Raw genomic sequence first — 19,310 nt, forward strand, 5'->3', positions numbered from 1 at the left:
TACCGCCCACCGGACTCACCGGATGCCGAACGCCTCCGCGTAGCGCACCGTGCCGCGCGGGGGCTCGGAGCCGTCCAGGGACAGCGCCATGAACGCCTCGTCCGGCCACTCCTGCGGCGCCAGGATCCCGAACCGCGAGGCCGGCTCGAAACCGAAACGCGGGTAGTACGAGGGGTGCCCGAGCACGATCGCGGTCCGCTCGCCGGCCGCCCGCGCCGCGTCCAGCAGCGCCCGTATGACGGCGCCGCCCACACCCCGCTTCTGCCACTCGGGCAGTACGGCGCACGGCGCCAGCGCGACGGCGCTCGCCTCGCCCACGTGGCACCGGGTGAGCAGCGCGTGCGCGGCCACCGTGCCGTCCGCCGCCTCGGCGACGTACGACAGACCTGGCAGCCGGGCCGCCGGATCCCGGCGCAGCGCGTCGACGAGATCAGCCTCGGCGGCCGTCTCGAAGGCGGCGAGATTCACCCGGCGAACGGCCGGGATGTCCGCTGAGGTCTCGGGCCTGACCTGCCAGATGTCCATGTGCGCCATGGTGCCACGGCCCCGGAACGCCAACCCCGTCGGCCGGCGGACACCGCGGCACCCGGCCGGCCCACCGCTGCCCCTCTACGGCCCGGCTACGGCCCCGCTACCGCGCGAGTGCCGGCTGGTCCGTGACCCACAGCCACGTCCCGTCCGGCTGGCGACGGGCTATCTCGACGGACACGTCGCCGTTGGTCTGCGTGGCCGCTGTCATCGCCACGTCGCCGGTCACCAGCGCCGGGTGCTGCCTGCCCGGCGAGAGCACCGGCGCCGCCGCGACGAACTGCTCGTACACCTTGCGGATCTCCGCATGTCCGGACGCGAGGCTGCCCGGTGGGAACGCCAGCACGGCGTCCGGCTCGTACAGCGCCACCAGCCCGTCGACGTCCCCCGCGTTGGCGCGCTCGATGAAGTACTTGCCCAGGTCGTTCGGCTCGGTGGCCACTTCCTTGTTTGTCATGCCGACAAGCCTCCCAACGAATACACGACACCCTGTGTCACGTATTCCCTATAGGCTTTTCGGGTGCGCGCCGACCGGTTGGTATCGCTGGTACTCCTGCTGCGCCAGCACGGCCGGCTGTCCGCGACCGCGCTGGCCCGCGAGCTGGAGGTGTCCACCCGCACCGTGCTGCGCGACATCGAGGCACTGTCCGCGGCCGGCGTCCCGGTCTACGCCGAGCGCGGTCGGCACGGCGGTTTTGCGCTGCTGCCCGGTTTCCACACCGAGCTGACCGGACTGAACCACGACGAGGCGCTCGCGCTGCTGGTCGCCGGTTCGCGGCGCGGCGCGCAGGTATTCGGACTCGGCCCGGCGCTCGCTTCGGCCCTGCGCAAGGTCGTTGACGCGCTGCCGGAGAGCTATCGGGCCACCGCGGCCGGCGCGGCTCGGCGACTGCTCATCGATCCGGAGACCGACCTCCTCTCGCGTCGACTGGTTGCCGAGGAGGTGCCCGACACGATCGTGGCCGAGGTGCGGCGCGCGGTGTTCGCCGGGCACAAGCTGCGCATCCATTACGCGGCCGTGGAGCAGGCCCCGAAGTGGCGCACCGTGGACCCGATCGGCCTGGTCACCGTACGCGACCAGGGTTACTTGCTGGCCACGCGGACGGGCGCGGACCGTACCTACCGGCTGTCCCGCATCCTGGCCGCCGAGGAACTCGCCGAACCGGCACAGCGGCCGGACCGGGTCGATCTGGGCCGGGCCTGGCAGGAACGCAGCACACGGTTCCGGACCGGCGGCGATCAAGTCACCGTGCTGGTACGGATGGACCCGGCGCGGCGGGAGGACGTGGTGGGCACCGCGCTGGCCGTCCTCGCAGAGGAAACCGATGCGGACGGCCGGCTGCGGCTGGAGGTGACCTTCCAAGATCCCAGACATGCCGAATGGGCGATGTGGCACCTCGGCGCGGACGCGGAAGCCCTGGCTCCGCAGTGGTTGCGCGACTGCCTGCGCGACCGCGCCGCCGCGCTCGCCGCCCGTTACGGACTGCCCTCCTGAGAGCAGCCGCCAAGCGGGCGGATCCGCCGGCGGTCGGCCTTCGCCGTACTTCGCCCTTCGCCGTACTTCGCCCTGCGCCGCAACCGGCTGGGGTTTCAGTCCCCGGCCGGGCCCGAGAACGCCGCGCGGCGCTGCGGGCGGCGCATCAGGAAGACGGCGGCGGAACCGGCCGCGAACAGGGCGAAGACCGAGATGGCGGTGCTCACCCAGGTCGCGCCGAGCCACTGGCCGCCGACGTACCCCAGGCACACGCTGTACGCGGCCCAGGCGAGTCCGGCCAGCGCCGACCAGGGCAGGAACTCCCGGACCGTACGGTGGGCGACGCCCGCGCCCAGACTGACCACGGAGCGGCCGGCCGGTGCGAAGCGGGCCAGTACGACGATGCCGCCGCCGCCCCGTGTGAGCGCGGCGCCGAGTCGTTCCTGCGCGGCGGTCAGGCGGCGGGAGCGGGCGATGGCCCGGTCGAAGCGGTCGCCGCCGCGCCAGGCGAGGCGGTAGGCGACCATGTCGCCCAGTACGGACGCGGTGGCGGCGCACAGGACCAGGGCGAGCATTTCCGGGACGTCCGCACCGCCCCGTACGGACCCGGCGACGCCTACCGCTCCGGCGGCGGTCTGGGTCCCGGCGGCCGTGGTGGCCGCGGTGATCACCAGCACGCCGCTGGGCAGGATGGGCACGAAGACATCGAGGATCACGGAGAGCCCGATGATCGCGAAGATCCACGGGGAGTCACTGAAGGACCCCAGGCTTTCCAACAACGTTCTGCTCCCGGTCCGAACCCCTGCCGCGACGTCGCGTGGGGCGGCTGGGGCGGCGCTACAGCCATACAGCGTACGCCTGAGTGGGGGTAGTGGGCGGGCCGGGGCGCGATGTGTTGTTGATATCACCCGAAACCGGTCGGCTTCGGGGTCTTCAGGTGTCGCCGGGTGTCTTCAGGTGTTGGCTCCGGGAGTCTTCGGGCTTCTCCTCAAGCCCCTCCCCAGGCCCCTCCCCAGGCCCCTCCCCGGATCCCCTTTCCAGGGCCCTTTTCGGCGCTCCGGGTGGTTCATGTCACCCGAACAGACCAGAGACGCGGCATAAAAGTCGCCGGACGGGAACGGTATGTGCCGTAATGCGCGCTCCACGTGATCACATCGGAGCGACTGGGTGGCACTACCGATGGAAGGAGCGGTTCAGTGGGACGAGCGATGAAGCGGGTGGCGACGGGGATGGCGGCGGAAACGGCGCGGGGTGCCGGGGAACAGAGGGGGAGGGGCAGAGCTGTGGTCGTCAGGGCGGCGAGTGCCGTGGCCGCCGCGGGCGCGGTGATGGCGGCGCTGGCCTCGGCTTCCGTGCCGACGGCCGCGGCGGAGGGCGACAGCCATTACACGGCGCGCTCGACGACACAGTTCTCGCCGGCGGACGGGCCCGTGCTGACCAAGGCGGTGACCTACAACACCAAGCTGGTGCCCGCGTCCTCCCAGGTCACGGTCACCGAGGAAGCGCGTACCGAAAGCACCGAGGTCACGCTGGAGGTGAGCGGGCTGCAGCCGAACCGTGCGTACGGGGCGCATGTGCACACCCGGCCCTGCGGCCGGCAGCCGGCGGAGTCCGGGACGCACTACCAGGACCGTAAAGATCCCAAGGAGCCCTCGGTGGACCCGGCCTACGCCAACGCCAAGAACGAGGCGTGGCTGGACTTCACCACGGACGCCGACGGGAAGGGCAGTGCCAAGTCCTCGCACAACTGGCACTTCCGTGCGGGCGAGGCCCAATCGGTCGTGATCCATGCGCGGAGGACCGCGACCGGGCCCGGTGAGGCGGGGGAGGCGGGCAAGCGGGTGGCCTGTGTGACGGTCCCCTTCGGGCAGGCGGGCCGCTGACCGGACGCCGGACGGATGCGCGCACTGAAATAACAGGGGCGAGCACCGGAATAACGGGGCGCGCACAGAAACCGAGCACCGAAACCGAGCACCGAAACCGAGCACAGAATCAAAGGGCGTACGGGCTCCCGTGATCCTGCGGGAGCCCGTACGCCGTATGAGAGAGAGTTCGAGAGTTCGCTACCGGACCGCGGGAAAGCGCCGCGAGGTCAGGCGGCGGTCGGCTCGCGCCGGGTCTCGGCGGTGGCGCTCCGCGCCCGCCGCTGCTCGCCGAAGAGGGCGCGGTCCAGCGACCAGGGGCCGGGGCCGGTGAAGACGATCAGCAGGAACGCCCAGCAGAACAGCGCGGACAGCTCGCCACCGTTCTGTATCGGCCACAGGCCCCCGCCCGCGTGGACGGAGAAGTACGCGTAGGCCATGGAGCCGGAGCTGATCAGGGCGGCCACGCGGGTGCCCAGTCCCAGCGCCACCAGGACACCGCCGACGAGCTGGATGACGGCGGCGTACCAGCCGGGCCAGGTGCCCGTCGGGACGGTGCTGCCGTTGCCGCCCATGGCGCCACCGAGCACGCCGAACAGGGAGGCGGCGCCGTGGCAGGCGAAGAGCAGGCCGACGACGACGCGGAACAGGGACAGGACGTGGGGGGTGGATTTTTCGGTGAAATCGGTGAGAGGGGCGGACATGGTGGGACTCCTACGGACTTGGGGACGAAAGCCGATGAGGGGTCCAGGTTAGGGAGACCTAATCAATACTTGCAAGTTCAACATCTGGCCATATAGGGCCGTTGGCCCAAAACGGCCGTGGCCGCAAGAGCCGCCCGTGCCGCCGCGTCGGTATCGGCCGGCGTCACCGACCCCACGGCACAGCCGTGCGCCCGCGGCCGTCACTTGGCGGGCCGCCTTCCGGCCCCAGTGCTCCCATGAGGCGATCCGGAACGCGGCCAGCACCTCCGCCTCCCTTCGGGCTCCCGTGCGCGGTGGCCGGAAACCGCCCCCGGAAATCCTCCACGGGCCGCGCGTCAAGGGGCCCGGCGCGCCGCCCTTCCAGGGACGCGTGCGGCCCGTCACCCGGCTGGTGCGGACCTCCTGACGTGCGCTCCCGCGGCAGCGCCTCGTAGTGGGCCGGCTCCACCTCTTTGGCGGTCAGTGGCCAGATCCCGGCACCGGGCCCGCGCACGGAACGGTGTCGTCGGTGAAGAGAGCGACCTGCGAAGCCATGGCGTGCCAAGAGGGGGCCCGCAGCTCCTCTGTATCACTGATACAGAGGAGTCCGACCCGTATCGCCCTTGTTCTCCTTTTCGTCCTTCCCGCCTCTGTTGTCCGTGTCGTCGGTTTCGACCGCTTCCGAGAGCGCATGGTGCCAGACCGCCACCATCCGCTCCGGATCCTGTTGCTCCGCTCGTGCGTGGTCCAGCCGCAGGTCCGCCGCCCGCCCGCGCAGCGTCAGCGTCATGAGCTGATTGCCGAACCACGGCCCGCCCGTACGCCGCCACTCCACGGACGGCCGCGGCAGCCGTCCGTGCCGGGCCAGCACCTTGCCCAGCCGACGGCCCGTACGGCTCCAGCCGAAGCGGAAACCGGCCCGGACCGACGCGGGGATGCTGTTGTGCACGGGGGAACAGGTGAGCTGAAACACCCGGCTCCTGCGGACGCCGCCGCTGCCGGAGGCGCCCATGTCGGACGCGCCATCGCCGGACGCGCCACCGCCGTCAAAGGCGTCGCCCTTCCCGGGCCCGCCCGCGTCACCGGGCCACAACGGCTCGGCCACGTACGCGTGGTGCACATCGCCGGACAGTACGCACACCGTGGCGGGCGCCGCCTCCCCGCTCGCCGCCTCGGTGATCAGCTCGGTCAGCGCCTCGAAGGACTCCGGGAAGGCCGCCCAGTGCTCCAGGTCGGCCCGCTGGCGCAGCGTCTCGCTCCGCCGGGCCCAGCCCGCGCCCCGCTTTCCGCCGCACAGCGCGGCGTTCCACCCTTCCACGTCGTGTATCAGGTGCGGCAGCAGCCACGGCAGCGAACTGCCGATCAGGAGATGGTCGTACGATCCCCGGTCGGCCAGCGCCTCCTGCCGCAGCCACTTCATCTCGGCCGGGTCGAGCATCCCGCGCCGCCCTTCGTCCAGGACACGGTTGGCGCGGGTGTCGACCATGATCAGCCGCACCCGCCCGAAGTCGCGGCGGTAGCTCCAGCGGGCGCAGGCCGGCTCGGCGTCCGCGGCCGTCGCGAACTCCCGTACGAGTTCCGTGCCGTCCGGCAGGTCGCGCACCCGTACGTACAGCTCGTCGCGGGCCAGCTCGGCGGGCGAGAGGTTCCCCAGGTGCTGGTGCACCCAATAGGACATCAGGCCGCCCATGACGCGCTCCCGCCACCAGGAGGTCGCGCGCATCCGCGTCAGCCAGGCGGCGGAGGTGTTCCAGTCGTCGATGACGTCGTGGTCGTCGAAGATCATGCAGGTCGGGACGGTGGAGAGCAGCCAGCGCACCTCCGGGTCGAGCCAGGACTCGTAATAGAGGTGGGTGTACTCCTCATAGTTGGCCACCTGTTTCCACGGCGGCTGCGAGAGGTCGCGGTGCTCGGCGAGCAGCCGGGCGGTCGCGTCCGAGGTCTGGTCGGCGTAAACCTGGTCACCCAGCAGGATCAGCACATCGGGGCGGTCGCGGCCGGGATCGGAACTCAGGGCATGGGCCAGCGCATTCAGGGCGTCCGGTCCGATCGGGTCGTGCGAGGAGTCCGCGGGCGGCGCCGACCAGCGGCAGGACCCGAAAGCGATACGCAGCTCGGAACGCTGCGCCTGCCCGGGCCCGTTGCCTTCCTGGGGCCCTGTGGACGCCGGCAGCGTACGGATCGTGCTGGCCGGAAAGCGGCCGTCGGGCAGCGGCCACACCTCCTGCCCGTCCAGCAGGACGCGGTACGGTGTCTCGTCGCCCGGCGTCAGCCCCGTGACCGGGACCAGCGCGTAGTGGTGCCCGGCCACCTGCCACGTGCGTTCCGCGCCGCCCGCGCCGCTGTCGCACCGGACATGCACCTCGCACGGCCGGTCCGTCTCGACCCATACCGTCGCACTGTCCTCGTCCACATACCGCAGCAGCGGTCCCAGACGTAACCCGGCCATCGACGACCCTCCCCTTATACGGGCACGTGCGCCCGTATGTCGTGCTCAGAGGATAGGAGTTGACCGCGAGTCACGTACGCGCGGGACAACCTCCAGGCGGAACGGTTCTGCCTCCCCGTACAGGAAGGACGGCACCGCCCCACCGGAAGGTTGCCATGACTGCACGACTACCTCATGGGTGGATGTGTCCTGGAGGGGCGCGTCACGGATGGGCGCGACGTGCCTCGCGACGCGTCATGGGCCGATTCGCGGACGCCTTATGAACACTCCGTCATGAACGATCCGTCATGAACGGTCCCTCGAACGATCCGTCATGAGCGAGCCGTCAGCAGGCGTTCAGGATCCCCTTCAGCGCCGCCTTCTCCGCCGAGTCGGCCGTCAGCCCGTACTCGTGCTTCACCCAGACCCACATCCGCGCGTACTCGCAGCGGTAGGAGGTCTTCGGGGGCAGCCACTTCGCCGGGTCCTTGTCGCCCTTGTCCTGGTTGACGTTGTCGGTGACGGCGATGAGCTGGGAGTGGGTGAGGTCGTTGGCGAACTGCTGGCGCCGGGCCGTGGTCCACTGCGCGGCGCCGGACTTCCACGCCTCCGACAGCGGTACGACGTGGTCGATGTCCAGGTCGGACGCCTTCGTCCAGGTCGCGCCGTCGTACGGCGAGTACCACTTGCCGCTGACGGCCGCACAGTTCCCGTCCTGCTGGACATTGCTGCCGTCACGTTTCAGCACCACCTCGCGGGTGTTGCAGTTGTGCCCCTGGTCGATCCAGTGCGGGAACTTTGAACGGCTGTAGCCGTCCTGCGGGCCCTGTGGCTGCTCCTTGATCTGTGCGAGGTACGTGCGGGCCGTGGCGGCGTTCGGGGGGCTGGGCGGGGCTGCCTGGGCGGCCGGGCCGCTCAGTGCCAGCGTGCCGGCCAGCGCGACGGCGGATGCTGCGGCGAAGGTTATGCGACGCGCGTAGACACCGGACATACGAACTCCCTTGTTCCGAGGGGGAAGAGGCCGGACGGACCGGCTTCCGGTACGGACCGGCCTTCATTCAGGGGACATGCGAGCGGGGCCCATGGTGGCGACGTGGGGTTGCCACCAGATGGGCTCCAGGTAACAGGGTGACGACATGCCCACGTCAGTTCAAGAGCTGTGGTGATGCTCAAGGGGCTGGAGGTGTCACTGACACGGCAGCAGGCGTACGCCGTCGCGCGGCACCCGGCCCCTGCGGACCCCCTCCGCCCTACAGTGATCGCGTGCTGCTGCCGGTCAACGTCACCCTGGGCATCGTCCTCGCCGTCCTCCTGGCCGTCGCCGTGGCGGTCGCCGCCCTCGCGCGGCTCGGCCGGGCACGCGCCATCGCCGTCGCCGGTCTCCGCGCGGCCCTCCAGCTCGCCGCCGTCTCTTACCTCATCGGCTGGGTCGTGCGTACCGTGCCCTGGCTGCTGTGCTTCCTCGGCCTGATGTTCGCCGTGGCCGTACGGACCGCCGGGCGCCGCATCACCCGCAACGGCACCTGGTGGTGGGCCGCCGCGCCCATCGCCGCCGGCGTGGCCCCGGTCGTGGCACTGCTGCTCCTCACCGGCCTGGTACCGCCGCGCGGTCTGTCCCTCATTCCCGTCACCGGCATCCTCATCGGCGGCGCGCTCACCGCCACCGTGCTCGGCGGCCGGCGCGCGCTGGACGAACTGGAGACCCGGCGCGGGGAGGTGGAGGCCGGGATGGCGCTGGGGCTGCTGGACCGCGAAGCCCGTATGGAGGTCGCCCGCCCGGTCGCGGCGGACGCGCTGCTGCCGGGTCTGGACCAGACCCGGACCGTGGGACTGGTCACTCTTCCGGGGGCGTTCGTGGGCATGCTGCTGGGCGGGGCGTCACCCGTTCAGGCGGGTGCGGTGCAGCTTTTCGTACTGGTGTCGCTGATGGCGGTCCAGGCGGTGGCGGTTGCGGTGGTGCTGGAACTGGTGACCCGCGGCCGGCTGAACCGCGTATCCTTGCTGTCAGCAGAAGGGGAGTAGCTCCTCGCCGGACCGTCGACATACTGCCCTCCCGCCCGTCGCCCGACCGCCATCCGTGGTGGAGTGGGAACGCGCCATGTGCGTGGACAGGCCGGGAGAGCCGGCGCCCGGAGCCCGTGCGGTGACGTACGTGAGGCGCGGCATGTGCCGCGATCACGTGCCGTCGACGCATCGGGCCAGCGAGACCTTCGGCCGCAGTGTCATGACGCTGCCGTGCCGAAGCGACCCCTCATTCGCGGGCCCCTCGGTGCGGCCCGATCGATCGAGGTATCACCCCGTGTTCAGCTTCACCGTCGCAGCCGTCGTTTTCGGCGTCGTCTTCCTCGCCGAGCTGCCCGACAAGACCGCTCTGGCCGGCCTGATGCTCGGCACCCGCTACCGGGCCTCGTACGTCTTCGTGGGCGTGGCGGCGGCCTTCGCCGTCCATGTCGCCCTGGCCATCGCCGCCGGCAGTGTCCTGACGCTCCTTCCGCACCGCCTGGTGCAGGGGGTGGTCGGCGTGCTGTTCCTGGCGGGCGCGGCGGTCCTGCTCTTCAAGAAGGACGACGAGGAGGAGGAGATCAACAAGCCCGCCGACCAGACCTTCTGGAAGGTCTCCGGGGCGGGCTTCATGATGATCCTGGTCGCGGAGTTCGGCGATCTGACCCAGATCATGACCGCGAACCTCGCCGCCCGCTACGAGGACCCGCTCTCGGTCGGCGTCGGCGCGGTCCTGGCGCTGTGGGCGGTCGCGGGTCTGGGCATCCTCGGCGGCCGTACGCTGATGAAGTACGTACCGCTCAAGCTCATCACCAAGGTCGCGGCCTGCGTGATGCTGCTGCTGGCGGGCTTCAGCCTGTACGAGGCGATTGCCGGGTAGGCGGTAGGCGGGTAGGGGCGCGGGCCGGGGGCGTGCAAGCCGGGGGAGCGTGGGGGCGGGGCGCGCGGACGGGGCGTGGGGAGTGTGGCAGCCGCTCTCAGGCGGCAGCGGCGTCCGTCCCGGCATCCGTCCGGGCGTCCGCCGTGGCGTCGGGAGCGGCTTCGGCCGTCGTGCCGTAAGCGGCGTCCGCGCTGATGTGCAGGGCGATCGAGCCGTCCGGCAGCGCCTCGACGCGTACCTGGGTCAGGTCGCGGACCTGGACCGTGGGGCCGAAGGCCGCCGCCCGCTCCCCGACACCGACCACGCGCATGCCGGCCGCCCTGCCCGCCATGATGCCCGCCTCGGAGTCCTCGAAAACGACACAGTCCTCAGGGGCGAAGCCCAGCGCGGCGGCGCCCTTGAGGAAGCCCTCCGGATCGGGCTTGCTGGCGCTCACGGACTCGGCGGTGATACGGACCGCCGGCATCGGCAGCCCCGCCGCGCCCATACGGGCGTCGGACAGACGTATGTCGGCGGAGGTCACCAGGGCGTGCGGCAGGCCCTGTACGGCCTCCATGAAGACGGGGGCCCCGGCCACCGGCACGACGCCGTCCATGTCGGAGGTCTCCTGCTCCAGCATCCGCCGGTTGTCCTCGTGGTTGAGCTCCATGGGGCGGTCGGGCAGCAGTGCCGCCATCGTGGCCCAGCCCTGGCGGCCGTGCACGACCTTGAGGACCTCGTCGGCCGGCAGCCCCTGCTCGTCGGCCCAGCGGCGCCAGCAGCGCTCCACGACGGCCTCCGAGTTCACGATCGTGCTGTCCATGTCGAGCAGCAGGGCGCGGGCGGTGAGCGTGGTGGTGGCCGGCATCGGCGGGCTCCTGGGCGCGTAAGGCAGGAAAGAGACAAGCGGTCCCGCCCGCCGGTCAGGGGTTGCGGGCGGAACCACTTTGTTCCTACAAGATACAAAGAGTGGGGGCATACCGCCAACCACTGCCCATGGAGGCACGTCCGGCCCACGGCTGGACCGGGGCCGGGCCGGGGCCGCATCAGGGCCGGATCAGGGCCGGATCACGGCCGGACCGGTCGTGGTCCAGGACCGGCCCGCCACACATTTCGTACCGGTCAAGGCCGCTCGAAGTCGCTCACAAAGTGCTCGCAGGCCGCTCCGCGAACGCTCACGGCTCGTCCGTACGGGACTCCAGCGACCGCCGCGTCCACGGCCCGTACACGCCTTCGGGATCGCCCCGCACCTGATAGGCCCGCTGGTAGGCGGCCACCGCCTCCCGTACGTCCGCGTCGTACCGTCCGTCCGCCGGGCCCGCGTACCCGCCCACCTGCCGCAGCCGGTCCTGCAACTCCACCACCTCCGGGCCGCTGGCTCCCTCCCGCAGCACGAGCGGCCCGCCCGGCGGGGTGCCCGTCCCGTCGCCGTCGGGGGCCTGGCTCACGGTGCCGGACACCGTGGTCACCGCCGGGGAGGGTACGGGGGACCGCGACGGGGCGCGGGAGACGCCGTCCGAGGGGCGGGAGCCGGCCGTCGTACGGGACGGGAGGGCGGACGGCGAGGCGGCAGCGGATGCCGTGGGGCTCGAAGATCCCGGAGCGCCGGGGGATCCGGGGGAGGGCACCGCGCCGGCCGACCGCCGGGCCTCGCCCTCCGTGGGGCGGGTGGGGACGTGGGAGTCCTGACGGCCGTCCGGCAGCGCGCGGTCGTCGTCCGCGTCGGTCAGCAGGGCGCCGCTGAGCAGCACCGCGCCCGCGGCCAGACCCGCCGCGGTCACCGCCATCGCGGCGACGGCCGCCTGCTTCCTGCGATGGCGGCGGACGAGCATCGCGGATGTCGCCGTCGTGGCCGATCCGGCCGACGCCGCCGATCCGGCCGACGTGGCCAATCCGGCCGATGTGGCCGATGGGACCGTCATGCTTGACGTGGTCGCGTCCCCGTTGTCCCTGCTGTTCGCGTTCCCCCCGTGTTCCCCGTTCCCCCCGTTGACCCAGGTTTCCTGTCCCCGGCTCTCCGTCCCGTCCCTGCCCGTGGTCTCCTCCCACTTCTCCGCCCCGGCCCGGTCCCGGCGGGCCCGGCCCCTTTCCGTTCCGATTCCCTCTTCTCCCTCGTCTCTACCGTCTGCGCGCCTCGTGCCGACGTCCTGCCCCTCCGCCAGGGGCCGCGGCGCGTCCGGAACATCCGGTACCTCCGGCAGATTCACGTACGGGCGCAGGTGCAGCGGATCAAAGTCCTCGGCGTCGGCCACCGCGCACAGGCAGGTCGGCCGGCCGTCGGTGCGTAGGGGTGCGGAGCAGTGCGGGCAGCTCTCTGCCGTCACGAGCGGTTCCTCCCTAGACCCTCGGGTGGGCAGCGATTATCCAGACACCGTCCCATCCTGCACAGGGACCGACGGGTAGCAACGTCACCAACGGGCGGCAACAGGCACCAATGGTCGGCAACGGACATCGGCCGGTCGGCAACAGTCATGCGCGCCGACTTCGCGGGCACCCGTGGTGCGGCCCCGCCGAGCCGCAGTCGCGCCGTACCGATCGCGCTGTCCAGCGGGCCGGATCCCGGCGCACGCTCCAGGATGGGGAAGGTGAGGCCGAGGCGGAAGCCGTAACGATCAGGCAGCACCGAACCCGTACCAAGGTCCGTACCGAACCCGTACCAAGGTCCGTACCGAATCCCTGCCAACGCCCGTACCGAGCCCGCACCAAGGTCCGTACCAGGACCGCACCAGAGTCCGTACCGGGACCGAGGCGTCACCGGACCGGAGGGAGACGCTCATGGCGCACCACACCGGCGCCCCTGCCGTCCCCGGCGAGGGGCAGTCCCCGCGAACCGTCCTCGTCGCGATCGGCGCGCTCTTGCTCGGCATGCTCGTCGCGGCGCTCGACCAGACCATCGTCGCCACCGCACTGCCCACCATCGTCAGTGACCTCGGCGGCCTGGACCACCTCTCCTGGGTGGTCACCGCCTACCTCCTCGCCTCGACGGCGGCGACTCCGCTGTGGGGCAAGCTGGGCGACCAGTACGGGCGCAAGAAGCTCTTCCAGACCGCCATCGTCATCTTCCTCCTCGGCTCCGCGCTGTGCGGCCTGGCGCAGGACATGCCGCAGCTCATCGCCTTCCGGGCGGTCCAGGGGCTGGGCGGCGGCGGTCTGATCGTGCTGTCGATGGCGATCGTCGGTGACATCGTGCCGCCCCGGGACCGCGGCAAGTACCAGGGCCTGTTCGGCGCGGTCTTCGGTGCCACCAGCGTCCTGGGACCGCTGCTCGGCGGCCTGTTCGTGGACCACCTGAGCTGGCGCTGGGTCTTCTACGTCAACCTGCCCATCGGCGCGGTGGCCCTGATCGTCATCGCCGCCGTACTGCACATCCCCGTACGCCGTACCCCGCACCGGATCGACTACCTGGGCACCCTCCTGATCGCCGCCGTCGCCGCGGCCCTGGTCCTGATGACCTCGCTGGGCGGCGTCAGCTACCCCTGGGGCTCCTGGCAGATCATCGGCCTCGGTGTCCTGGGCGCGGTGCTGCTGGCCGCGTTCGTCCTCGTGGAGCGCCGGGCCGCCGAGCCCGTGCTGCCGCTGCGCCTGTTCAAGCTGCGCACCTTCACCCTGACCTCGGTCATCGGCTTCGTCATCGGCTTCGCGATGTTCGGATCGATGACCTATCTGCCCACCTTCCTCCAGGTCGTGCACGGCGTGTCACCGACGGTGTCCGGCGTGCACATGCTGCCGATGGTCATCGGCGTGCTGCTGTCCTCCACGGCGTCCGGCCAGATCGTCAGCCGTACGGGCCGCTACAAGGTCTTCCCGATCGCCGGCACCGCCGTGACGGCCGTGGGCCTGCTGCTCCTGCACCAGCTCACCCCGTCCAGCAGTGTCGCCGTCATGAGCGCGTACTTCTTCGTCTTCGGGTTCGGGCTCGGACTGGTCATGCAGGTTCTGGTCCTGATCGTGCAGAACGCCGTGGCCTACCAGGACCTGGGGGCCGCCACCTCCGGCGCGACCTTCTTCCGTTCCATCGGCTCCTCCTTCGGCGTCTCCATCTTCGGCACGATCTTCGCCAACAAGCTCGGGCCACGGATCGCCGACGCACTCGCCGGAGCGCCACTGCCGCCCGGCATCGACCCGTCCAAGATCGCCGAGGACCCGCGGACCGTCGCCCAGCTCCCGCCGGACCGGGCCGGCGGCGTGCTGAACGCGTACTCCACCTCCATCACCGACGTCTTCCTGTACGCGGTCCCGATCGTGCTGTTCGCGTTCGTCCTGGCCTGGTTCCTCAAGGAGGACCCGCTGCGCGGCAGCGTCACCGCGCCCGACAACAGCGAGGTCTACTCCTCCAACCCCGTCGAACGCTCCTCCTACGAGGAATGCGCCCGCGCGCTGTCCAAGCTCGGCAGCCTGGAGGGCCGCAAGAAGATCTACGAGAAGATCACCGCGAAGGCCGGACTGGACCTGAAACCGGCCGCGAGCTGGATGCTGCTGCGGATCAACCGCTTCGGGTCGGTGGAACCCGCGCTCCTCGCCGAGCGCAGCATCGTTCCGCTCCATGTGATCACCGAGGCCGCCCGGCAGATCGAGGAGCGCGGTCTGGCCGTACGCGAAGGGCTGCCGCTGATCCTCACCGAGCGCGGGCGCGAGGTCGCCGCGCGGCTGGCGGCGGCGCGTCAGGAGTCGCTGGCCGAGCTGCTCGGCGACTGGTGGACCGAGGACCGGCCCACGGACCTCACCGAGTTGGTCGAGCAGTTGTCGACGGAGCTGTGCGGCTCGGACGCGGAACGGCCGGACAACGGTGACGCGCGGTGGCGCAGGAACTCCGCGACCGCCGGACGGCCGACGGGCCGCATGCACTGACGTGTGCTTTCGCGTGCACGCCGGCGTGTGTGCGGGCGTGCACGCGGGCATTTGTACGGGCATGTGCGCGGGCATCTGTTCGGGCGTGCGCGCCGGCGTGTGCCGCAGTGTGTGCGCCGGTGTGCCGGAGTGCCGGAGTGCCGGTGCCCGGCGGACATGATCCGGGCCATGGGTCCGACGACGCCGACGAGGCGATCCGCACCCTCAACACCATGACCGGCCACAACCACTCGACAGCCGGGCGGCACACGGCCGGGCCGTCACACCGGCTCGCCACAGCAGCTTGCCGCAAAGCCGCTTGCCTCAAGCCGCTTGCACGGCCGTCTGTCCCCGTCGCTCGTCACAGCCGCTTCTCGAAGAAGATCTGCGCGTACGGACTGTTGTTGTACGCCGGGATCTCCCGGAAGCCGTGCGCGCGGTACAGGGCTATCGCCTCGACCAGGTCCAGCCGGGTGTCCAGCCGTATGCGCTCGGCGCCCAGCTCCGCCGCGGCCCGTTCGGCGGCGGCGAGCAGTACGCCCGCACCGCCCTTGCCGCGTACGGCGGTCCGCAGGAACAACTGCTTGAGCTCCGCCGTCCGCGCGTCCAGCAGCCGTACGCCCGCGCAGCCCACCGCCTCGTCCCCGTACCGGGCCACCAGCAGCAGTCCGTCCGGTGCCACCAAGCCGGGGGTCGGGTAGTCCGCGAGGCCCTCTTCGAGTTCGGCGGGCGTGGAACGGCGCCCCTCATGGAGCAGGAAGTACCGGTCGGAGACCTCGGTGTAGTACTCGCGCGTGAGGGCCATCGCCTCCGGAGAGCCGACGGGCTCCGCCGCGACGGTCCAGGAGAGGCAGGTGGTGGCAGGGTTGTTCATGGGGTCATTGTGCCCGTACGCTCCCAATAGCCGTCCACCGAAGAGAGTTTGAGGCCGCGGGGCGGAGTTTGGGGCCACGGCAGCGGGCTACCCGAACGCCATGTCTATTGGCGCGATCATTACGCTGGTCGTGGCGGCGGTACTCCTCGTCGCGATCGTCATCCTCGTCGGTGCGAAGACCCGCGGTGGTGGTCGCCGTCGTCTGCGGCGGCATTTCGGGCCGGAGTACGAGCGGGCCGTCGCCGTCCATGACGGCGACGTACAGGCGGCGGAGAAGGAACTCGACGCGCGGCTGCGCCGGCACGGCGACCTCCGGCCGCTGCCGCTCACCACGGACGCGCGCCGCCAGTACTCCGCTCAATGGGACATCGTCCAGGAGCGGTTCGTGGACGAGCCGAGCGCGGCCGTCATCGAGGCGGACCTGCTGATCGGCCGCCTCGCCCGCGACCGCGGTTACCCGGCCGACGCGTACGACGAGCAGGTCGACGCCCTGTCCGTCCACCACGCCCACACCGTTGACGGCTACCGCCGGGTCCACGAGGTGGCCGGCCGGGCCCACGGCAGCGGTCTGGTCGGTGGCAGCGGTAGCAGTAGTGGCAGCAGCAGCGGTCTGGTCGGCGGGGCCCGGCCGTTCGACGGAAGCCGGCCCGTCGACGGGAGCCCGGGCGCAGGAGGCATCCAGGGGAGCGGCTCGGCCGTCGGGAGCGGTGCGGCGGGCCAGGGCCGGGCGACCGGTGGCCGTGGCCCCGGTACCGAGGAACTCCGCGAAGCCCTCGTCCAGGCCCGTGCGTTGTTCACGGAACTGCTCAGGGCGGCGCCGGAACAGGACACGGCCCGCCACCGCCGCCGCAACGAGCCGGCACGGCGCCAGGCGCAGCCGGAACCAGCGGCAGAACCGCCGCACCAGACCCCTGACGCCACCAGCACCACCGGCACCCCCGACACCGCTGGAACCACTGACACTCCCGACACCGCCCGGCATACGGGCGGCGACGGCCGACTGCACCCGCCGTGGACGACCCACCACGACCCCAAGTCCACGAACTGACCGGAAAGAGGCACCTATGAGCGCCTTCGAAGAGCGCGGCCGGCGGCGCGAAGAACGCCGCGAAGAACGCCGCGAGGGACGCCGTGAGGAAAGCCGTGAGGGACGCCCGGGCCGGGAACGTGCCGAAAGCGAAGGCATGATCGCCCCCGAGTCGGCCGGCACTCCCCGCACCCCGCCGAGCCGCTCCCCGGAGTCCACCCCCGAAGCCGCCCACGGCACGAACTACCAGCCCACCGCCGCCCCCGCCGCCCCGGACACCCCGCGCCCGGCGAGACCGTGAGCAACGCCCCCACGACCGGCGCGGCCCCGAACGCCCCCACGACCGGCGCGGCCCCGAGCGACGAACGTGAACCGCTGCTCCCGCCCAGTGAGTACGACAAACTCACCCGGCGCCTGGAGCAGGCGGTGGTGGCCTTCGTCGACCGGCCCCGCCAGGCGGTCGAGGAAGCCGACACGGTGTACGAGGAACTGGCGGCCCTCCTCCCCGAAGCCCTGGCCGCCCGCCGCCGTGCCCTGCGCACATCCTGGGAAACCCACGAAAGCGGCGAAACCGAAGCCCTACGCATAGCCCTCCGCCGCTACCGCGACCTCACCACCCGCCTCCTGACCCTCTGACCCACCCCAACGCTCCCAAGAACACCAACCACCAACCACCGGCCTGCACCCCCAGACCAGACCGACCCCAGAACGCTGCGACCCTGCGCTCCCGTGCGCCCAGGACCGCAGCCCCACCCCCGGGCCCCTCTCCCTCCGGCCCGGGGGTACTCCTGCCGTGCGTCCTGCCCGCGCCCGCGCTTACACCCACCCACCCACCCACCCCGCCCTTCGTCCGTACGGTCCTTGGTCCGTACGCCGCGGCTCGCCCCCTGTCCGGAAGCGAGCCGCGGTAGGTGGCACGCGGTGTCAGCCGGCGCGCCCCGGCCTCAGCCCTGCGCGTCAGTCCTGCGCGTCAGCCCTGTGACTTAGGGGCCGCCTGCTGTACGACCTCGAAGGACCACACGGTCGAGCCGGTCGCGGCCGGCTTGGGACGCTCACCGGACGGGCCGTCGGACCCGGCACCGGCGGCGGACCCGGGACCGTTGCCGCCGCCCTGGTGGGCGGCCTTCATGGGGCCCTCCATCCATGCCTGGAAGGCTTCCTCGTCCCTCCAGCGCGTGTAGACGAGGTAGTTGTCCGTGCCCTCCAGCGGGCGCAGCAGCTCGAACCATTCGAAGCCGTCGGCTGAGTCCACCAGCCCGGCGCGCGCACCGAAGCGCTTCTCCAGGACCTCCCGCTGCTCAGCCGGAACCGTCAGCATGTTGATCTTTACCACACTGGGCACATGACACCTCACACAAATAGGACGCCGGACTGGCGCCTTAACCTTGACCCCGTGCGTGCAGTCTCTTACATCCGCCGGTCCAAGCGTCGCGTGGATGACTGCTGGCTCTCACCCCCTTCGATTCCATGGCCCGGCACCTGCCCGACGCCGGGCGGGTGCGGGACCTTCCGGCGTTCACGCGGCACCGTCGAGGACCGCACGGACTTCTGGAACGTCTCGGTAGCCTTCCAGCCGATCCAGTACGACCCGGACCCGTTCGGCCGTGCGGTCGCTGGTCACGGTCGCGCTCAGCGTGATGACACGTTTCGCTGTTGCCGCCGCCTCCTCCGGTTCGTTCGCGTCGGCCAGAGCGACAGCCAGCCACGACAGGTACAGGGCCAGTTCTCGGGTGTGTGTCGTGTCGTACCGGCTGAGTACGTTCCGCAGCAGGGGCACAGCCCGCAAAGGCCGGCGTAGCTCTGTGTAGATCCGACTCTCCATGACCTGAAGTTCCCCAGCGTCTACCCAATACAGGTAGGCGGGCGGCTCGGCCCCTGCGCTGTCTTCGGCCAGCGCCTCACCGGCCTCTCCGAGGGCCCGCATGGCGGGCTGAGCTTCCCCCGCCTTGGTGTGGGCCCACGCGACCCGATCGAGGTATAGAGCACGGGCTTTGGGGGGCGCATCCGGGCCGGCTCCAACGAGGGCCGCCCGTGCGAGCTGAGCCCCTTCAATCTCCCTGCCGGTGTTGCTCAGTTGATAGGCCAGCGACCCGGCAAGATTTCCGGCTAGCGTTCGGTCTTCCGCCTGCCTCGCCGCGCTGATCCCCAGCCGGTAGATACGCTCCGCGTCTTCATGCTGTCCGGCGTCGCTGGCGATCCATCCCGCGATCTGCGCCAACTCGCCGATCTGCCCCAGAAGAGCGCGGCTCACCTCTCCAGAGTGGGTGCCTTCCCGGTAGATCCGTACAGCGGCACGAAGTTCCCGCAGCGCGGGTCGGAACAAATCGCCTCCGGCCAGCACATCATCAGCGAGCCTGAGCCCGTGCACACGCTCCTGAAGATCACCCACTTGCCTCATACCGACACGTCGGCCCTCGCGGGCACTGAGCGGGGACAGTGGGTCATCGTCGGGCAGGAAGTCCGCCAGGGTCGGCAAAGGGGGCTCATCCGGCTTCTGGGGCTCCTTGAGCGTGTCCACGGACACTCCGAGGGCGGTAGCGATGAACGGGAGCCATTGATGGGGCGTGCGCTTCCCCTTCTCCCAGCGGCTGACCTCTTGGCGGCCGACCGGTTTGCCTTTGACCCCAGCGCACTGGCAGATCTCATGCCCCAAGCGTTCCTGACTCCATCCACGGCGGTCCCGCTCACGCCGGATGTTGGCCCCAATGCTGCTTCCCATGGAGCCAGTCTGGCCGACACCTGGCCTA

Annotated in this window: 19 protein-coding genes; 8 read left to right on the forward strand and 11 right to left on the reverse strand. The window is 71.1% G+C overall.

Translation table 11 applies throughout. From position 1 onward, the window contains the following. Nucleotides 1-15 precede the first annotated feature (15 nt). Both KGS77_RS25885 and KGS77_RS25890 read right to left on the reverse strand, forming a co-directional pair. On the reverse strand, nt 16-525 hold the full coding sequence (locus KGS77_RS25885) for an N-acetyltransferase (RefSeq protein WP_242585467.1): 510 nt from the start codon (nt 523-525) through the stop codon (nt 16-18). A 106-nt stretch (nt 526-631) separates the two neighbouring features. Continuing rightward, nucleotides 632-985: a nuclear transport factor 2 family protein gene (locus tag KGS77_RS25890; RefSeq protein ID WP_242585468.1), complete on the reverse strand. Its 354-nt coding sequence runs from the start codon at nt 983-985 to the stop codon at nt 632-634. A 63-nt stretch (nt 986-1,048) separates the two neighbouring features. Here KGS77_RS25890 and KGS77_RS25895 point away from each other — a divergent pair, with 63 nt between their 5' ends. Continuing rightward, nucleotides 1,049-2,023 (forward strand): WYL domain-containing protein, encoded by a 975-nt coding sequence (locus tag KGS77_RS25895; protein WP_242585469.1) that lies wholly within the window; start codon nt 1,049-1,051, stop codon nt 2,021-2,023. Between the two features lie 95 nt (nt 2,024-2,118). Here the strand turns inward: KGS77_RS25895 and KGS77_RS25900 are convergent, their stop codons facing one another. Beyond that, entirely contained in the window at nt 2,119-2,781 is a 663-nt protein-coding gene (locus KGS77_RS25900) for a VTT domain-containing protein (RefSeq protein WP_242585470.1), read from the reverse strand. 504 nt (nt 2,782-3,285) lie between these two features. Between KGS77_RS25900 and KGS77_RS25905 the strand changes: the two genes are divergently transcribed. Continuing rightward, nucleotides 3,286-3,885, forward strand: coding sequence for a superoxide dismutase family protein (locus KGS77_RS25905; RefSeq protein ID WP_242585471.1), 600 nt, complete (start codon nt 3,286-3,288; stop codon nt 3,883-3,885). Between the two features lie 209 nt (nt 3,886-4,094). On the opposite strand, the gene KGS77_RS25910 is transcribed toward KGS77_RS25905, so the two are convergent. From KGS77_RS25910 to KGS77_RS25920, 3 genes are all read right to left on the reverse strand, one after another. After that, nucleotides 4,095-4,568, reverse strand: a complete 474-nt coding sequence (locus tag KGS77_RS25910; protein ID WP_242585472.1) for a DoxX family protein — start codon at nt 4,566-4,568, stop codon at nt 4,095-4,097. A 568-nt stretch (nt 4,569-5,136) separates the two neighbouring features. Next, on the reverse strand, nt 5,137-6,996 hold the full coding sequence (locus tag KGS77_RS25915; RefSeq protein WP_242585473.1) for an alkaline phosphatase D family protein: 1,860 nt from the start codon (nt 6,994-6,996) through the stop codon (nt 5,137-5,139). Nucleotides 6,997-7,321: 325 nt separating this feature from the next. Then, entirely contained in the window at nt 7,322-7,966 is a 645-nt protein-coding gene (locus KGS77_RS25920; RefSeq protein ID WP_242585478.1) for an HNH endonuclease family protein, read from the reverse strand. A 272-nt stretch (nt 7,967-8,238) separates the two neighbouring features. Here KGS77_RS25920 and KGS77_RS25925 point away from each other — a divergent pair, with 272 nt between their 5' ends. Together KGS77_RS25925 and KGS77_RS25930 are read left to right on the forward strand one after the other, a co-directional pair. Then, nucleotides 8,239-8,997, forward strand: a complete 759-nt coding sequence (locus KGS77_RS25925; RefSeq protein WP_242585480.1) for an ABC transporter permease — start codon at nt 8,239-8,241, stop codon at nt 8,995-8,997. 277 nt (nt 8,998-9,274) lie between these two features. Beyond that, nucleotides 9,275-9,856: a TMEM165/GDT1 family protein gene (locus tag KGS77_RS25930; protein ID WP_242585486.1), complete on the forward strand. Its 582-nt coding sequence runs from the start codon at nt 9,275-9,277 to the stop codon at nt 9,854-9,856. A 97-nt stretch (nt 9,857-9,953) separates the two neighbouring features. On the opposite strand, the gene KGS77_RS25935 is transcribed toward KGS77_RS25930, so the two are convergent. Together KGS77_RS25935 and KGS77_RS25940 are read right to left on the reverse strand one after the other, a co-directional pair. After that, complete coding sequence (locus tag KGS77_RS25935; RefSeq protein WP_242585488.1) at nt 9,954-10,703, reverse strand: HAD-IA family hydrolase; 750 nt, start codon at nt 10,701-10,703, stop codon at nt 9,954-9,956. A 307-nt stretch (nt 10,704-11,010) separates the two neighbouring features. Continuing rightward, nucleotides 11,011-11,757: a peptidoglycan-binding domain-containing protein gene (locus tag KGS77_RS25940; RefSeq protein WP_242585490.1), complete on the reverse strand. Its 747-nt coding sequence runs from the start codon at nt 11,755-11,757 to the stop codon at nt 11,011-11,013. A gap of 754 nt (nt 11,758-12,511) precedes the next feature. On the opposite strand from KGS77_RS25940, the gene KGS77_RS25945 reads away from it, so the two are divergent. After that, on the forward strand, nt 12,512-14,683 hold the full coding sequence (locus KGS77_RS25945) for an MFS transporter (RefSeq protein ID WP_277994330.1): 2,172 nt from the start codon (nt 12,512-12,514) through the stop codon (nt 14,681-14,683). Between the two features lie 340 nt (nt 14,684-15,023). Here the strand turns inward: KGS77_RS25945 and KGS77_RS25950 are convergent, their stop codons facing one another. Further along, nucleotides 15,024-15,536 carry a GNAT family N-acetyltransferase gene (locus KGS77_RS25950; RefSeq protein WP_242585492.1) on the reverse strand — a complete coding sequence of 171 codons (513 nt, stop codon included), beginning with the start codon at nt 15,534-15,536 and terminating at the stop codon, nt 15,024-15,026. 100 nt (nt 15,537-15,636) lie between these two features. Here KGS77_RS25950 and KGS77_RS25955 point away from each other — a divergent pair, with 100 nt between their 5' ends. The 3 genes from KGS77_RS25955 to KGS77_RS25965 are packed head-to-tail and all read left to right on the forward strand — an operon-like array spanning nt 15,637 to nt 17,199. Further along, nucleotides 15,637-16,584, forward strand: coding sequence for a hypothetical protein (locus KGS77_RS25955; RefSeq protein WP_242585493.1), 948 nt, complete (start codon nt 15,637-15,639; stop codon nt 16,582-16,584). A gap of 16 nt (nt 16,585-16,600) precedes the next feature. After that, a complete protein-coding gene (locus KGS77_RS25960) occupies nt 16,601-16,864 on the forward strand; it encodes a hypothetical protein (protein ID WP_242585494.1) in 264 nt (87 codons plus the stop codon). After that, a complete protein-coding gene (locus KGS77_RS25965; RefSeq protein WP_242585495.1) occupies nt 16,861-17,199 on the forward strand; it encodes a hypothetical protein in 339 nt (112 codons plus the stop codon). The genes KGS77_RS25960 and KGS77_RS25965 overlap by 4 nt, the downstream gene beginning before the upstream one ends. 334 nt (nt 17,200-17,533) lie before the next feature. On the opposite strand, the gene KGS77_RS25970 is transcribed toward KGS77_RS25965, so the two are convergent. Together KGS77_RS25970 and KGS77_RS25975 are read right to left on the reverse strand one after the other, a co-directional pair. Beyond that, entirely contained in the window at nt 17,534-17,905 is a 372-nt protein-coding gene (locus KGS77_RS25970) for an antibiotic biosynthesis monooxygenase (protein ID WP_277994269.1), read from the reverse strand. Nucleotides 17,906-18,079: 174 nt separating this feature from the next. Next, on the reverse strand, nt 18,080-19,081 hold the full coding sequence (locus tag KGS77_RS25975) for a hypothetical protein (protein ID WP_347404530.1): 1,002 nt from the start codon (nt 19,079-19,081) through the stop codon (nt 18,080-18,082). Nucleotides 19,082-19,310: the final 229 nt, after the last annotated feature.

It is taken from the genome of Streptomyces sp. MST-110588, assembly GCF_022695595.1.
GTDB lineage: Bacteria > Actinomycetota > Actinomycetes > Streptomycetales > Streptomycetaceae > Streptomyces.

Excerpts from the sequence above, each read along its gene's own strand:
- KGS77_RS25955 (WP_242585493.1), top strand. The coding sequence starts at position 15,637 with ATGTCTATTGGCGCGATCATTACGCTGGTCGTGGCGGCGGTACTCCTC.
- KGS77_RS25960 (WP_242585494.1), top strand. The coding sequence starts at position 16,601 with ATGAGCGCCTTCGAAGAGCGCGGCCGGCGGCGCGAAGAACGCCGCGAA.
- KGS77_RS25885 (WP_242585467.1), bottom strand. The coding sequence starts at position 525 with ATGGACATCTGGCAGGTCAGGCCCGAGACCTCAGCGGACATCCCGGCC.
- KGS77_RS25940 (WP_242585490.1), bottom strand. The coding sequence starts at position 11,757 with ATGACGGTCCCATCGGCCACATCGGCCGGATTGGCCACGTCGGCCGGA.
- KGS77_RS25920 (WP_242585478.1), bottom strand. The coding sequence starts at position 7,966 with ATGTCCGGTGTCTACGCGCGTCGCATAACCTTCGCCGCAGCATCCGCC.
- KGS77_RS25950 (WP_242585492.1), bottom strand. The coding sequence starts at position 15,536 with ATGAACAACCCTGCCACCACCTGCCTCTCCTGGACCGTCGCGGCGGAG.
- KGS77_RS25910 (WP_242585472.1), bottom strand. The coding sequence starts at position 4,568 with ATGTCCGCCCCTCTCACCGATTTCACCGAAAAATCCACCCCCCACGTC.
- KGS77_RS25915 (WP_242585473.1), bottom strand. The coding sequence starts at position 6,996 with ATGGCCGGGTTACGTCTGGGACCGCTGCTGCGGTATGTGGACGAGGAC.
- KGS77_RS25890 (WP_242585468.1), bottom strand. The coding sequence starts at position 985 with ATGACAAACAAGGAAGTGGCCACCGAGCCGAACGACCTGGGCAAGTAC.
- KGS77_RS25935 (WP_242585488.1), bottom strand. The coding sequence starts at position 10,703 with ATGCCGGCCACCACCACGCTCACCGCCCGCGCCCTGCTGCTCGACATG.